A 15594-nucleotide genomic window follows, 5' to 3' on the forward strand; every position below is an offset into this window, starting at 1 on the left:
GTTACGGCGTGTCCTCCACCCGCGATCAATCTCGTCTGTCATGGCAACGCAGCCCCTCCTCGGGCTTCGTCAGGACGCTTGTCCGCTCATCAGTTCGCGGGCTGTTCGTTCGTCGGTGATCAGCCCGGCCAGATAGCCGCTGTGCAGCACCGCGGCGATGCCGTCGATCTTGCTCGGCCCGCCGGCGAAGGCCACGATCCGCCTGCCCTTGAGATGATCGAGCGGTGGCGTGACGATCCGGCTAGCGAGCGACGTCTCGACCGGCTGGCCGGCGGTATCGAAGAAGTGCCCGAGCATCTCGCCGACGCCGCCGCGCCGGCGCACCTCCTCGATCTCCTCCAGATAGATCATGCCCGTCGCGACGAGCTGCGCGTCGAGCTGCACCGTGCCGATGCCGACCACCATCAGGTCCGTCTGGCGCGTCAGCTCGGCCACCTCGGCAACGCCGCGTTGCGACAGGAGCACGTCGCGATCGGCGGCGGTGTTCGCGGCGAACGGGATCGGCATCACATAGGCCGAGGCGTTCGCCTTCTCGGCCATCCTGTGCATCACATCATGCGGGTTGGCGGCGTAGTTGCGCATCAGCCCGCCCATCAGCGACACGAAGCGCACGGGGCCGGCGTCCACATGCGGCATCGCCGCGATGGCGGCGGCAAGCGTGCGACCATGCCCCAGCCCAATGATGCCGTGTTTCAGCCCCTCGATCTCACGGCGCAGGAACGACGCACCGGCGCTGCCGAGCGCGCGCAACGGCAGGCCGTCTTCGTGGAGGTCCGGCACGATCTCGCAATAGGCGAGGCCGTATCGCCGCGAAATCTCGCTCTCCAGCATGACGCATTCGGCGACGTCACCGACCACTGTCACGCGGATGGCGCCGCTTTGATAGGCCCAACTGATCAGGCGATGCGCCTTGGCGTTGGACACACCGAGACGTTCGGCCACTTCGACCTGTGTCAGCCCGCCGGCGTAGTGGAGCCAGGCCGCCCGGATCGCGAGGCTATCGTCCGAGCCGCGGGCCGCGGCAGTCTTGGCCATGCTGCCTCGCTCCCGCGCTGCAATATTTTTCACTGAGACAAAATTATTGCATCCGGCGCGTTTTCGTCAATAAGATAGCGCCAGCATCAGGTCGGGGTCCTCAGCGCGGCCACCGATGGTGAGCCGGCAAAACGGATGGGAGGAGACCGTTCCGCAGAGCTGGCCGGGAGATCGACGATGAGCAGAGCCAGACGCTTGTTTGCAGATACGGGTGCCGCGGCACCCGCGCGTTAGCGGCGGCGCATCCGCGGCAGCAGGATGGCCGCCCGCGTCCGTAACGCCGTGATCGCAACAGCATTCGCACCGCTCGATCGCTCAACCCCGAGGGGACATCCATGACTTACCAAGCTGGCACCCGCCCCGCACGCCGATCCGGCAACGGCGCCATGCGCATTGGCGTCGCGGCTGCGCTCGGCGTGACGCTCGTGGCGGCCATGGCGCTGGACACGACGGTCGTGCGGATCGGCTCGGAAAATGACGCGAGAACCGCAGCCTTTTCCCCGGAGCAGTTCGGCGCCAGTCAGTTCCCGACGGTCCAGGCCGATGTCGAAGCCCGTGCGGTTGCCGCGCCTGAACTCGCCGCGGCGATTGCCGCCGACAAGGCGGCCGCCAGCGTCAAGTATGGCGTCGCCGCGGGAACCGGGGCCGTGATGGCGGTGAAGTTCACCGGTGTCGTCGGCGAGGGCAAGTCCGGCGTCTACAAGGTCGCGGTGCCGGACCTGCCGCCCGAGCTGACGGTGCGCGTGCAGACCGGGCCTGCCATCAACGGCACCGACCTGCGCGATGCCACGGGCAAGATCGGCTTCGACCAGTTCAAGAACCAGATCGAGTATCAGAACGCCGGCTCGGCGCTGAACAACGCGATGAAGAGCCAAGTGCTTGCCGGTATCGACGGCGCCAGCCTGCCCGGCAAGACGATCACCGTCACCGGCGTCTTCAAGCTCATCAATCCGAAGAGCTGGCTGGTGACGCCGGTGCGGCTGGAGGTGCAATGAGCGCACCCGCCGCTTCTCGCGTCGAGGCCAGCGGCATTACCGGCCGCATCGGCGAAGCCGTCCTGTCGGCGCGCAACGTCGCCAAGTCCTATGGCAACATCCAGGCGCTGAAGGGCGTCAACTTCGAGGTCCATCGTGGCCAGGTGACGACGCTGTTCGGCGAGAACGGCGCCGGCAAGTCGACGCTGATGCGCATCCTTTCCGGGGTCAACAAGCCGACCTCAGGCGAGATCATCCTCGACGGCGAGCCGGTGGTCTTCCACTCGGCCTCCGAGGCGCGCGACCGTGGCATCTCCATCATTCACCAGGAGCTGAGCCTCGCGCCCAATCTCAGCGTGCGCGACAACATCTTCATGGGCCGCGAGCTGCGCACCGCCACCGGCGTGGACTTCGCCGAGGAGGAGCGCCAGACCCGCGCCCTGATGGCGGAGCTCGAAGAGGACATCGATCCCCTGACGCCTGTCGAGGAATTGCGGCTCGGCCAGCAGCAGATCGTTGAGATCGCGCGGGCGCTGTCAGTGAATTCGCGCATCCTGATCATGGACGAGCCGACCTCGGCGCTGTCGGCCTCCGAGGTCGAGGTGCTGTTCAAGGTGATCCGCGACCTGAAGGCGCGCGGCGTCTCCATCGTCTACATCTCGCATCACCTGGAAGAAGCGCTGCAGATCACCGACCATGCGGTCGTGCTGCGCGATGGCACCATGACTGCCTATGCCGAGCGCAAGGACATCGATCTCGAATGGATCGTGCGCAACATGGTCGGCGAGAACTTCGATCTCGGCTCCCCGCCGACCGGCCATGCGATCGGCGACGTCGCGCTCGCGATCCAGGGTGTCAGTGTTCCCGACGCCGCCCGCCCGGACCGCATGGTAGTGGATGGGCTGTCGCTGGATGTGCGGGCTGGCGAGATCGTCTGTATCTACGGCCTGATGGGCGCCGGTCGCACGGAGCTGCTGGAATGCGTCGCCGGACGGGTGCGCGCCAGCGGCGGGCAGATCCTCCTGGAGGGCCAGGACGTCTCGCACCTGTCGATCGCCGAGCGCATTGCGCGGGGGCTCGTCCTCGTGCCGGAGGACCGCCAGCGCGATGGCCTCGTGCAGACCATGAGCGTCGGGCAGAATCTCTCCATCGCCAGCATTGCGGCCTTCACCAAAGGGCTCTTCACCTCGCGCTCGCGCGAGCAGGCGCTGGTCGAGCGCTCCATTCGCAACGTCCAGATCAAGACCGACGGCGGTCGTGCACCGATCGGCTCCCTGTCGGGCGGCAACCAGCAGAAGGTGGTCATTGGCAAGATGCTGGCGACGGAACCGTCGGTGGTTCTCCTCGACGAGCCGAGCCGCGGCATCGACATCGGCGCCAAGGGGGAGGTCTTCCGCCTCCTTGCTGAGGGGGCAAGGTCGGGGCTGGCAGTGATCTACTCGACCTCGGAGGTCGGCGAGTGCCTGTCGATCGCCCACCGCATCATCGTGATGAGCCGCGGCCGGATCTCCGCCGAGTTCGGATCGAACGTCACGAAGGAAGAGATCATGGCCGCCTCGGGCGAAGCCGTGGTCCACTGAAGAACGAGAAAGCCGGAGCCTTCCGCATGACCGACGTCAGCCCCGCCGACAAGCGAGCGCGCCGCGAAAGCCTCGGCAGCGGCTTCGATCTCGGCCGCATCCTGCTCGAGGGCCGCGCCTTCTTCGCACTGATCGCGATCATCGTGGTCTTCTCGATCCTGTCGCCCTTCTACTTCTCCACCAGCAACTTCCTGATCATGGCCTCGCATGTCGCCATCTTCGGCCTCCTGGCGATCGGCATGCTGCTGGTGATCCTGACCGGCGGCATCGACCTGTCGGTCGGCTCGACCCTCGGCCTTGCCGGCGTGATCGCGGGCTTCCTGATGCAGGGCGTGCAGCTGGATGCCTTCGGCGTCGTCCTCTACCCGCCGGTCTGGGTGGTGGTGGTCCTGACGCTTTGCGTCGGCGCGCTGGTGGGGGCGATCAATGGCGTCCTCATCGCCTACTTCAAGGTGCCGGCCTTTGTCGCAACGCTCGGCCTGCTTTATGTCGCGCGCGGCATCGCGCTCCTGATGACCAACGGCCTGACCTACAACAATCTCGGCGGCCGGCCGGAGCTCGGCAACACCGGCTTCAACTGGCTCGGCTTCGACCGGCTGTTCACGGTGCCGATCGGCGTCATCATCCTCGCCGTGGTCGCGCTCGTCTGCAGCGTTCTCCTCAATCGCACCGCCTTCGGGCGCTGGGTCTATTCGACCGGCGGTAATGCCAGAGCTGCGGAACTGTCGGGCGTGCCGGTCAAGCGCGTCCAGGTCACCGTCTACATCCTCTCCGGCATCTGCGCGGCGATCGCCGGCCTCGTCCTGTCCTCGCAGCTCACCTCGGCCGGCCCGACGGCGGGCACGACCTACGAGCTGACGGCGATCGCGGCGGTCGTCATCGGCGGCGCGGCGCTGACCGGCGGGCGCGGCAACATCCGCGGCACCATGCTCGGCGCCTTCGTGATCGGCTTCCTCTCGGACGGCCTCGTGATCATCGGCGTCTCGTCCTACTGGCAGACCGTCTTCACCGGCGCGGTGATCGTCCTCGCCGTGCTTCTGAACTCGATCCAGTACGGCCGGCGCCGGGCCCGACCGGCGGCTGCGGCCGCGACACCCACTTCTTCGCCAACCGGATCTGCGGCCTGAAGCCACCCGGGCGGGGAGGCGCCGGGCAACCGGCATCATTGACGTTCAACAAGGGAGAGAAACCACCATGTTCACCGCAACCCGGCGCCTTCTTCTTGCAGCGGCCGCCATCACCGTCTCGGCCGTGATCGCCGGCCCGGCCTTCGCTGCCGGGCAAATCTCGATCATCGTCAACGACCCCTCGAACCCCTACTGGTTCACCGAGGGCGAAGTCGCAAAGGCACAGGCCGAGAAGCTTGGCTACACCGCGTCAGTTGGTGCCCATAAGGGCGACACCAACACCGAAAGCCGCCTGATCGACACCGCCATCACCAACCAGTCGGTCGCGATCATCCTCGATCCGGCCAATGCCGACGGGTCTGTGGGCGCGGTGCAGAAGGCCGTGTCCGCCGGCATTCCGGTGATCCTCGTCAATGCCGAGATCAATCAGGAGGGGCTTGCCAAGGCGCAGCTCGTCTCCAACAATGCGCAGGGCGCCGCTCTGGGTGCCCAGCAGTGGGTGGAGAGCATTGGCGACAAGGGCAAGTATGTCGAGCTCTTCGGCGCTCCGTCCGACAACAACGCCCAGACCCGCTCCAACGGCTACGAGACCGTGCTGAGCCAGTACCCCGATCTCGAGAAGGTCGGCCAGGAAGTCGCCAACTGGGACCGTACCCAGGGCTACAACAAGATGCAGAGCCTCCTGCAGGCCAACCCCAACATCAACGGCGTCATCAGCGGCAATGACGAGATGGCTCTCGGCGCCATCGCGGCGCTGAAGGAAGCCGGCAAGCTTGCCGACGTGAAGGTCGGCGGCTTCGACGGTTCGCCCGATGCGGTTGCCGCCATCAAGGCGGGCGAACTCCAGTATACCGTGCTGCAGCCGGTCGCCGTCTTCTCCGCCGAGGCGGTCAAGCAGGCCGATAGCTTCATCAAGAACGGCAAGACCGGCGTCGACAAGGAGAAGCAGCTCTTCGACTGCCTCCTGATCACCAAGGACAATGTCGACAAGTACACCGCGGCCTTCACGCTCAGCGAGTGATATGAAGGGCCGGGGCGCTGGAAACGGCGCCTCGGCCCTTCCGCTACTGTTCCTGCCGGTCCTGCGCCCGCCGCGATCGTAACCGCGGCGGCGAATTTTCAGCGAAGCATCGCCCATGCCCAGCCTGCTCGGCATCGACAACGGCCTGACGGTGACCAAGGCCGTCATCTTCGACGTCGACGGCTCGCCGCTGGCGACCGCCCGGCGCCGCGTGCCGCAATCGATCCCCGAGCCGCGCCGCATCGAGCGCGACATGGCGGGCCTCTGGCGCGCCACCGCCGAAGCCATTGCCGAGGCCGTTGCCGCCTGCGGCCGGCCCGCCAGCGACATCGCTGCGGTGGCCGCGACCGCCCATGGCGACGGGCTCTATCTTCTCGACGGGGAGCGTCAGCCGCTCGGTCCCGGCATCCTGTCGCTCGACAGCCGTGCCGGCGCGACGGTACGCGCCTGGGAGCAGGCGGGACTGTTTCCCGATCTTCTGGCCGCGACCGGCCAGCACCCGCATGTCTCGGCGCCCTCGGCGCTGCTCGGCTGGATTCACGACCACGAGCCGGAGCGCTTCGCCCGCATCGCGCATGTGCTCGCCTGCAAGGACTGGCTGCGCTTCTGCCTCACCGGCACGATCGGCACCGACCGGACGGAAGCCAGCATCTCCTTCACCGATGTCCGCACGCAGGACTATTCGCCCGAGGCGCTGCGGCTCTACGGCCTTGCGGCGCTGACAGACGCGCTGCCGCCGGTTGCCCACTCCGCCAGCATCGTCGGGTACGTCACGGCGCAGGCTGCGGCGCTGACCGGCCTGGCGGAAGGCACACCGGTGGCGGCCGGGCTTCACGACGTCACCGCCTCGGCCCTCGGTATCGGCGCCCATCGGCCGGGCGTCGCCGGCATCGTCGCCGGCACCTACTCGATCAACGAGGTGGTCACCAGCGAACCGGCTGTTGATCCCGGCTGGTTCTGCCGCAACGCCATCGAGCCGGGCCAGTGGAACGCCATGTCGATCTCCCCGGCCTCTGCGGCGAACTACGACTGGTTTCTCGATACGCTGTGCAAGGACCTGCAGGCAGAGGCCGCGCAGACCGGCGGTTCGGCCCATGAGGCCCTCGGCCGCCGCGTGGAAGCGGCGCTCGAGAAGCCCTCGACGCTCCTCTTCCACCCCTACCTCTTCGGCTCGCCGCATGGTGATGCCGCAAGCGGCAGCTTCATCGGCCTGCGCGGCTGGCATGACAGGAGCGACATGCTGCGCGCTGTGCTGGAAGGGATCGCCTTCAACCACCGCAGCCATGTCGATGCGCTGCGGGCCGGTTTTGGCATCGGCGCGGCGCGGCTGACCGGCGGTATTTCGCGCAATCCCGTCTTCGTGCAGCTGTTTGCCGATGTCCTCGGCCTGCCAGTCACTGTCACGGCAACGGATGAAGCCGCGGCCTGGGGTGCGGCACTCTGTGCCGGCACGGCCGCAGGTCTCTATGCGTCCGTCCAGGACGATCCGCGTGACCTCGACGCGGCGAGCCACACCCACGACCCCGATCCCGGACGACGTGCCGCGTATGACAGGCGGTACCGGATCTATGACCGCATCGTCGGCGCGCTGAAGCCGGTCTGGCCCGAGATCGAAGCGCTCGACCTGGAGCAGATGGGATAGCGATGAACGGTCCATCCGTCATGACGGCGGCCGATACGGACGCCCGCCTGGCCGCGCTCGACGGGCAGCCGATCGATGTCGTCATCATCGGCGCCGGAGTGAATGGCGCCGGGCTGTTTCGCGACCTCTGCCTGCAGGGCATCGATTGCCTGATCATCGACAAGGGGGACTTCGGCTCCGGCACCAGTGCGGCGCCGTCGCGCCTCATCCACGGCGGGCTGAAGTACCTGGAGACGGGCGAGTTCCGGCTCGTTGCGCAATCGACGCTGGAGCGCAATCTGCTGCTCCGAAATGCCCCGCACTACGTCAAGCCGCTGCCGACGCTGATTCCGATCTTCACCTGGACCAAGGGTGTCTGGGCAGCGCTCCGCACGCTGTTCGGCTCGACCACCGCGCCGCGCAGCCGGGGGGCCGTTCTCGTCAAGATCGGCCTATGGCTCTACGACTTCTACGGCTCACGCAATCAGGTGATGCCGCGCCACGCGCTGCTGAGCCGCCGCGCGGCCTTGCGCAGCATCCCCGGCCTGACGGAGGCCGTGGTGGCGGCCGGCACCTATTACGATGCGCAGGTCACCTCGCCGGAGCGGCTGGTGCTGGAACTGGTGCGCGACGGGCTCGCGGCTCATCCTCGATCGGCCGCCCTGAACTGGACATCGCTCGATCCTGTTGCCGGCGAGACGCTGAGCGTCCGGGCGCCGGATGGTCGGCAGCTCTCGGTCCGCCCGAAGCTGGTGGTGAATGCCGCCGGGCCGTGGATCGACGAGGCCAATGCGACGCTCGGCGCGCCATCCGCCATGATCGGCGGCACCAAGGGGTCGCATATTCTCCTCGACCATGAGGACCTGCGCCGACGTCTCGCCGGCCGGATGATCTATTTCGAAGCCGACGACGGGCGCATCTGCCTCGTCTACGACCATCTCGGGCGCGTTCTCGTCGGCTCCACCGACATTCCCGCCGCCGATCCAGATGTGGTGCGATGCGATGACGACGAGATCGACTACTTCCTGGTTTGCCTGCGCCGGCTACTGCCGGGTCTGTCCTTCGACCGCACCCAGATCGTCTATGCCTATAGCGGCATTCGTCCCTTGCCCGCCTCGAACGCGACAATCCCCGGCCTGATCAGCCGCGACCATTCGGCGCCCGTCGCCGAGCCGACGCGGGCGCGGCCGTTCCCGATCATCTCGCTCGTCGGCGGCAAGTGGACCACCTTCCGCGGCTTCGCGGAGGAGGTGGCCGACGTGGTTCTGGCGCGCCTCGGACACGCCCGTCGTATCTCGACCCAGAGAGTGCCGATCGGTGGTGGCCGCGATTTCCCGCCCGACGAGGCTGAGCGCCTGACCTGGCTGGCGCAGGCCTCCGCCGAAGCCGGCCTCAGCACCGAGCGAATGTCACAGCTCCTAGACCGCTACGGCACCACGGCGCTCGACGTTGCGATGTGGCGCGGCCGCTGGAGCGATGCGGACCGCCTGCCGGGCGCTGAAAGCTACAGCCGGGCCGAGATCGACTGGATCGTGCGCAGCGAGATGGTGGTCCGGCTGGAGGATATCGTCATGCGACGCACGTTGCTGGCGGTCACGGGCGACCTGACCCGCTCGACGGTCGAGGCCATCGCCGATGTCGCCGCCGCGGCGCTCGGCTGGACGGAAGCAGAACGGTCGGCCGAGATCGCCTCGACACTCGAACGCCTCACCACCCGCCATCGCATGCGACTTTGACGCTGCTGGACGGCCGATCCGGCGCCGCGTCATTCGACGCGATCATCGGCCGATCACCGCGGCCCTCTCGCGCCGCGCTGTGACTATGCGCGATGGCTTGCGGCGCGGTAGTAGCCCAAGAACAAGGCGACGCTCGCGCCGATCCGCTTCTCCCATTCCTCGACCGTTGGAGGCGCGAAGCCGAGGAGAACGCGCATGGGAACGTCGCCGGCGATAAGGCTCATGAACTGGGTGGATGCCGCACCGATATCCGGAACGACGAGGCAGCCTGCACGGTCAGCCTGGCTCAGAGCATCCGCGATGCGGGCCAGCATCGTGCAGGGTCCGGTTTCGAAGAAGATGCGGCCGAGTTCGGGAAAGCGCGGGACCTGGGCGACGACGCTTCGGTAGAAGGACAAAGCATCCGGGCTCGTCAGGATGGTGATGTGGCTTCGGGCGATCTCGGTCAGGACGGCTTCGATGTCATCGTCTGCAGTGGTCTGCTCCGGCAGCCGGCTCTGGATCGATCGACATTCCTCACCGATCAGGATCGAGAACAGATGCTCCTTGCTGCCGAAATGCGAGTAGAGCGTCGCCTTGGATATGCCGGCAGCCCTGGCGATCGCGTCGGTACTGACGGCGTCATACGCTCCGGCGAGGAAGAGTGAACGCGCCGCCTGCAGGACATCCCTGACCTTCGGGTTGTCCAGATCGACGGCCGATGTCGCACTCCCGCCGGGGCAGCGACCACCCGGAGCAGCCGGCTGTTCGGCAGCATTGCGGGCCTCCGTCGGGCTGTCGGCCAAGGGCGTGATATCCGAGTTCATCGACCATTCCAGAAGGCGAGGCGCGCTTGACATCTGACGGGTTGAGCGACAAGGGTCAAGACTGAACCGTACGGTTTAGTTTAGTCGCGCATTGGAGCGGATAGTGTCCGGAACGCCAACAGCAGTGACCCGCAGGTCGCTCGGCGGCACCGCCCAGCGATGGCGGAGTGCCGTGCGGCCCAGCCTTTCCGCGACCTTGCGGTTCGGTCAGTCTGCCGGACGGCGCTCGACGATGCTTGTCACCGCGGCCATTGCTCTGACGGCGCTCGCTGCATGCCAGCCGGAACGGCATGACGAGAAGGAGCTTCCCAAAGTCATCGCCGAAACCGTCACGCCAGTCGAATTCTCCCCGACGGTCGAGTTGACCGGCGTCATCGCTCCTCGGGTTGAAAGCAACCTCTCCTTTCGTGTCGGCGGACAGGTGGCCGAGCGGCTGGTCGATGTCGGCGACCATGTCGAGCAAGGCCAGCTTCTGGCACGCATCGAAACGGACGAGCCGCAGGCAACGCTGGAGGCCGCAGAGGCGGCGCAGCGTGCGAACGAGGCGACGCTGAAGCAGTCGCAAGCCAATTTCGAGCGGCAGCGGACGCTGTTCAAGGGCGGCTACACGACCCAGAGCGCCTTCGACGCCGCGCAGGAGCAGTTGCGTTCGGCGCAGAATTCGCTGGAAGCGTCGCGATCCGATGTCGCGACGGCGCGCGAGCAGCTGACCTACACCGATCTCAAGTCTCCGGCGGCCGGCGTGATCACGGAGCGCAGTGTCGAGCAGGGGCAGGTGGTCGCCGCGGCGCAGACGGTCTTCTCGCTCGCGCTGGATGGCGCGCGCGACGCGGTCTTCGACATCGACGAGCGGGCGATGACCGAGGAGCCCGTGGGCCGACGTGTCGCGGTCAGGCTGGTATCGGACCCTTCGGTGACCGCGACAGCCGTCATTCGCGAGATTTCGCCGGTCTTTGACAAGACGAGCGGGACGCTCCGCGTGAAGCTGGGGCTCATCGACGCGCCATCGCAGATCGGTCTTGGCGCCGCCGTCGTCGGCACGGCGACCTTCCCGGCGCGCAAGGTGGTGAGGCTGCCCGCCACCGCGCTGTATTCGACCAAGGCTGAACCCAGTGTCTGGGTCGTCGATCCGAAGACGAACACCGTCTCGCAGCGCGTGATCGAGATCGACCGCTACCTGACCGGCGCGATCCTGGTGGCGGACGGGCTGCAGCCCGGCGACGTCGTCGTCACCAAGGGCACCCAGCTCCTGTTGCCCGGGCAGGCGGTGAGCGTCGTCGAAGCCGGAAAGGCTGCCGGTGATCAGGAGCCAGCGAACCCGGGCGATGGCGGCAGGCCTGACGGCGCAGCGGGTATCACGGCAGAACGGCAGACGAACGGCGGAGAGCCGGCCGTGTCACCGCAGATGCCGGACGGCGAAGGGAGCGCACGATGAGGTCTCTGGCGCTATCGGCGCTGGCCCTGGCAGCGCTGCCGCTTCTGTCCGGTTGCAGCGAAGAGGCGCCGGCGGCTCCCGCCCCGGTTCGTCCGGTTCTGTCGCTCGTGGTGAAGGAAGGCGCCATGCGCGCTGACGGCTTTGCCGGTTCGATCGAGCCACGCTTCACCACCGATCTGGCCTTCCGCGTCCTTGGCCGCCTGCAATCCCGCGACGTCAATGTCGGCGACGTCGTCGCCAAGGGTGATCGCATCGCCACGATCGATGCCTCGACCCAGGACCTGGCGGTCCGAGCAGCCCGCAGCGACCTGTTAAAGGCAGAAGCCCAGCTCGAGAACGCCGCATCCAACGAGACTCGCAAAGCTGAGCTGCTGGCTCGCAATGTCGGCGCCCGCTCCGACGTGGAGGCCGCCGAGCAGACGCGGGAGGCGGCAGCTGCAGCGGTCGTGCAGGCGCGCTCGACGCTGGCGAAGGCGCGCGAACAACTCGCCTATACGCAGATCGTCGCCGATCTGGACGGTGTCGTGATTGCGGTTTCGGCGGAAGTCGGCCAGCAGGTCCCGTCGGGCCAGACGGTGGCGACGATCGCCAATGTCGAGATACGCGAGGCGGTTGTCGACATGCCGGAGGCCGAGGCGCGGAAGATCAGGGAGGGTTCGCCCTTCATCGTCGCACTGCAGGTCGATCCTTCAACGACGATCCGCGGTGCGGTCCGCGAGGTGGCGCCGGAAGCCGACGCTTCCACCGGAACGCGGCGCATCAAGATCACCCTCTCCGGCAATCCGACACAGTTTCGCGTCGGCACCACAATCACCGCGACGCCGGTGCATGAGGGCGAGGGCGAGTTGCGTGTGCCCGATACGGCGATCCTGACGAAGGACGGCAAGAGCTTCGTCTGGGTGGTCATGGGGCAAGGCAAAGATGCCGCCACGCCGCCAGACGGTGCGCAGTCCGGGAGTGCCGGGGCGGACGCCGAAGCTTCGGTTGCCCTTCATGCGGTCGAGATCACCGACGAAGACGGAACGTCGACGACGATCGTCTCGGGGATTGCGCCAGGAACGACCATCGTGCGGGCCGGGGTCAACAGCCTTTCGGACGGACAGCGGGTCAAGCTGAACGAAGGGCTGACGCTATGAACGGCTTCAATCTTTCGGACTGGGCGCTGCGGCACCGCTCGCTCGTCTGGTATCTGATGATCGTGGCGGCGGCCTTCGGCGCGCTGGCCTATGTCAATCTTGGCCGCGAGGAAGATCCGAACTTCACGATCAAGACGATGATCATCCAGGCCAACTGGCCCGGCGCTTCCGTCGAGGAGACGGTCGCGCAGGTCACCGACCGGATCGAGAAGAAGCTCGAGGAGCTCGAGAACTTCGACTTCGTCCGCAGCCAGACGACGGCCGGCTCGTCGACGATCTTCCTGAACCTGCGGGACACCGCGCGCAGTGCAGCCGTCAAGGCGAGCTGGATCCGCGTCCGCGAGATCATCTCCGACATCAAGGGGCAGATGCCCGCCGGCGTCCAGGGTCCGTTCTTCAACGACGATTTCGGCGATGTCTACGGCAACGTCTATGCCTTCACCGCCGATGGCCTCACGCAGCGCCAGCTGCGCGACTATGTCGAGGCCGCGCGTGCCCGCGTCCTCACCGTGGAAAATGTCGGCAAGGTCAATCTCATCGGTGCGCAAGACGAGGTCATCTACCTCGAATTCTCCACCCGCCAGACCGCGGCGCTGGGCGTCACGCAGCAGATGGTGATCGCAGCGCTGCAGGCGCAGAATGCGATCGTCCCCTCCGGCGTCATCGAGGCCAATGGCGAACGCGTCGCGGTGCGCGTGAACGGCCAGTTCTCGTCCGAAGACGCGATGCGCAACGTCAATCTCTGGGTCAATAACCGCTTCTTCCGGCTGCAGGACGTCGCGACGATCTCCCGCGGCTATGAGGACCCCCCGTCGACGCTCTTTCGCTTCGGCGGCAAACCGGCGATCGGGCTCGCGGTCGGCATGCGGCCGAACGCCAATCTCCTGACCTTCGGCGAGGCGCTGACGAAGGAGATGACGGCAATCGAGGCCGAGCTGCCGATCGGCGTCGGCATCCATCTCGTCGCCGACCAGCCCAAGGTCGTCGACGAAGCCGTCGGCGGCTTCACCCAGGCGCTGGCGGAGGCCGTCGGCATCGTCCTCATCGTCTCCTTCATCAGCCTCGGCATGCGCGCCGGCTTCGTGGTCGCCCTGACGATTCCGCTGGTTCTGGCGATCACCTTCGTGGTGATGAATTATCTCGGCATTTCGCTACAGCGCATCTCGCTCGGCGCGCTGATCATCGCGCTCGGGCTCCTCGTCGACGACGCGATGATCGCGGTGGAGATGATGGTCTCCCGCCTTGAAGTGGGGGATACGCTGGAGCGTGCGGCGACCTACGTCTACACCTCGACGGCCTTCCCGATGCTGACCGGCACGCTGGTGACGGTCGCAAGCTTCATCCCCGTCGGCCTCAACGGCAGCGCCGCCGGCGAATTCACCTTCACGCTGTTCGTCGTGATCGCCGTCTCGCTGCTGACCTCCTGGGTCGTCGCGGTCCTCTTCGCGCCGCTCCTCGGCGTGACGCTGCTGCCGCGCAAGCTGAAGCATGCGCATGCCGAAGCGGGGTTCTTTACCCGCGCCTTCCGCCGGGTCCTGGCGATCTGCGTGCGCTTCAAGTGGCTGACGATCCTCGTCACGCTCGGGATGTTCGGCGCCTCGATCTTCGGCATGGGCTTCGTCCAGAACCAGTTCTTTCCGTCCTCGGATCGTCCCGAAGTCATCGTCGACTTCACGCTGCCGCAGAACGCCTCGATCTTCGAAACGAAGCGGCAGATGGATCGCATGGAGGCGACCCTCGTCGGCGACGACGATATCGAACGCTGGTCGTCCTATGTCGGGCAGGGCGCGGTGCGCTTCCTCCTTTCCTACGACGTGCAGCCCGCGGCCCCCAATTTCGGCCAGATCGTGATCCTGACGAACTCGCTGGAAGCGCGTCAGCGGCTGCTGGCGCGACTGCGGACGCTCGCCCGTGACGAGTTCGTCGGCACCGACGTCTTCGTCCACACGCTCGATATCGGCCCGCCGGTCGGGCGCCCCGTGCAGTACCGTGTGTCGGGCCCGCGAGTGGAAGAGGTGCGCGTCCAGGCCCAGAAGGTGGCGTCCATCCTCGGCAAGAGCGCCGACCTCGGTGCCGTCGTCTATGACTGGAACGAGCCGGCGCGGGTGGTGAAGGTCGATGTTCTCCAGGACAAGGCGGCGCAGCTCGGCATCACCTCCGAGAGCATCGCCTCAACGCTGAACGGGGTGGTCGCGGGAACGACGATCACCCAGATCCGCGATTCCATCTACCTGATCGACGTCGTCGGCCGCGCCCGTGCGGCGGAGCGCTCGTCGATCGAGACGCTGGAGAACCTGCAGATCCAAAGGGAAGACGGCCGGGCGATCCCGCTGTCGGCGATCGCCACCTTCCGATATGTGATGGAGCAGCCGACCATCTGGCGGCGTGACCGCGAGCCGACCATCACCGTCAAGGCGAGCGTCGTCGGCGACATCCAGCCGGCCACCGTCGTCACGGCCCTGCAACCGCAGATCGACAGCGTCGCCGCGGCGATGCCGGGCGGCTACAAGATCCAGATCGGCGGCGCCGTGGAGGAGAGCGGCAAGGGGCAGGGGCCGATTGTCGCCATCGTGCCATTGATGCTGTTCGCCATGGCGACGATCCTGATGGTGCAGCTGCAGAGCTTCCAGCGGCTGTTCCTGGTGGTCGCCGTCGCGCCGCTCGGCCTCATCGGCGTCGTCGCGGCGCTGCTGCCGTCGGGTGCGCCGCTGGGCTTCGTGGCGATCCTCGGCGTTCTCGCGCTCATCGGCATCCTGATCCGCAACTCGGTGATCCTCGTCGTGCAGATCGACCACCTGATTGCGGAAGGAAAAGCCAAATGGGACGCCGTACTGGAGGCGACCGAGCACCGCATGCGGCCGATTCTCCTGACCGCCGCGGCTGCGAGCCTCGCGCTGATCCCGATCTCGCGCGAGATCTTCTGGGGTCCGATGGCCTATGCGATGATGGGGGGCATCATCGTCGGAACGGTGCTGACGCTGCTCTTCCTGCCAGCGCTCTATGTCGCCTGGTTCCGGATCAAGCCCGAGCCGCCCAAGAGCGATCCCGAACCTGAAGAGGGCAGGGCCGAAGCGGTGCCGGCTTGAGAGGGCCGGCGCCAGAGCTTCTGGCATAGCGCTTACG

11 protein-coding genes are annotated in these 15594 nt (G+C 66.9%); 9 read left to right on the top strand and 2 right to left on the bottom strand.

Going from position 1 to position 15594, the window contains the following annotated elements:
- Positions 1–69: 69 nt before the first annotated feature.
- A complete protein-coding gene (locus C0R46_RS14510) occupies positions 70–1035 on the bottom strand; it encodes a sugar-binding transcriptional regulator (protein WP_102960363.1) in 966 nt (321 codons plus the stop codon).
- 335 nt (positions 1036–1370) lie between these two features.
- On the opposite strand from C0R46_RS14510, the gene C0R46_RS14515 reads away from it, so the two are divergent.
- The 6 genes from C0R46_RS14515 to C0R46_RS14540 all read left to right on the top strand — a co-directional run bounded on the left by C0R46_RS14515 (position 1371) and on the right by C0R46_RS14540 (position 9094).
- The gene (locus C0R46_RS14515; RefSeq protein ID WP_102960364.1) at positions 1371–2030 is read left to right on the top strand and encodes a DUF2291 family protein; all 660 of its coding nucleotides are present in this window, start codon (positions 1371–1373) and stop codon (positions 2028–2030) included.
- Entirely contained in the window at positions 2027–3589 is a 1563-nt protein-coding gene (locus C0R46_RS14520) for a sugar ABC transporter ATP-binding protein (protein WP_102960365.1), read from the top strand. Before C0R46_RS14515 ends, C0R46_RS14520 begins: the two co-directional genes overlap by 4 nt.
- Positions 3590–3615: 26 nt before the next feature.
- Positions 3616–4716 carry an ABC transporter permease gene (locus tag C0R46_RS14525; RefSeq protein ID WP_102960366.1) on the top strand — a complete coding sequence of 367 codons (1101 nt, stop codon included), beginning with the start codon at positions 3616–3618 and terminating at the stop codon, positions 4714–4716.
- A 67-nt stretch (positions 4717–4783) separates the two neighbouring features.
- Positions 4784–5737, top strand: coding sequence for a D-ribose ABC transporter substrate-binding protein (locus C0R46_RS14530; RefSeq protein WP_102960367.1), 954 nt, complete (start codon positions 4784–4786; stop codon positions 5735–5737).
- A gap of 115 nt (positions 5738–5852) precedes the next feature.
- Positions 5853–7379 carry an FGGY-family carbohydrate kinase gene (locus C0R46_RS14535; protein WP_102960368.1) on the top strand — a complete coding sequence of 509 codons (1527 nt, stop codon included), beginning with the start codon at positions 5853–5855 and terminating at the stop codon, positions 7377–7379.
- A 20-nt stretch (positions 7380–7399) separates the two neighbouring features.
- Complete coding sequence (locus C0R46_RS14540; protein ID WP_102960438.1) at positions 7400–9094, top strand: glycerol-3-phosphate dehydrogenase/oxidase; 1695 nt, start codon at positions 7400–7402, stop codon at positions 9092–9094.
- Between the two features lie 83 nt (positions 9095–9177).
- Here C0R46_RS14540 and C0R46_RS14545 read toward each other — a convergent pair whose 3' ends face one another.
- Positions 9178–9900, bottom strand: coding sequence for a TetR/AcrR family transcriptional regulator (locus C0R46_RS14545; protein WP_198598342.1), 723 nt, complete (start codon positions 9898–9900; stop codon positions 9178–9180).
- 232 nt (positions 9901–10132) lie between these two features.
- Between C0R46_RS14545 and C0R46_RS14550 the strand changes: the two genes are divergently transcribed.
- Genes C0R46_RS14550 through C0R46_RS14560 form a run of 3 tightly spaced genes read left to right on the top strand, consistent with a single transcriptional unit; the run spans position 10133 to position 15557 of the window.
- Positions 10133–11335 carry an efflux RND transporter periplasmic adaptor subunit gene (locus tag C0R46_RS14550; protein ID WP_102960370.1) on the top strand — a complete coding sequence of 401 codons (1203 nt, stop codon included), beginning with the start codon at positions 10133–10135 and terminating at the stop codon, positions 11333–11335.
- On the top strand, positions 11332–12471 hold the full coding sequence (locus C0R46_RS14555; protein WP_102960371.1) for an efflux RND transporter periplasmic adaptor subunit: 1140 nt from the start codon (positions 11332–11334) through the stop codon (positions 12469–12471). The genes C0R46_RS14550 and C0R46_RS14555 overlap by 4 nt, the downstream gene beginning before the upstream one ends.
- Entirely contained in the window at positions 12468–15557 is a 3090-nt protein-coding gene (locus C0R46_RS14560; RefSeq protein ID WP_102960372.1) for an efflux RND transporter permease subunit, read from the top strand. The genes C0R46_RS14555 and C0R46_RS14560 overlap by 4 nt, the downstream gene beginning before the upstream one ends.
- Positions 15558–15594 lie beyond the last annotated feature (37 nt).

It is taken from the genome of Mangrovicella endophytica (assembly GCF_002893625.1).
Classification (GTDB): domain Bacteria; phylum Pseudomonadota; class Alphaproteobacteria; order Rhizobiales; family Rhizobiaceae; genus Mangrovicella; species Mangrovicella endophytica.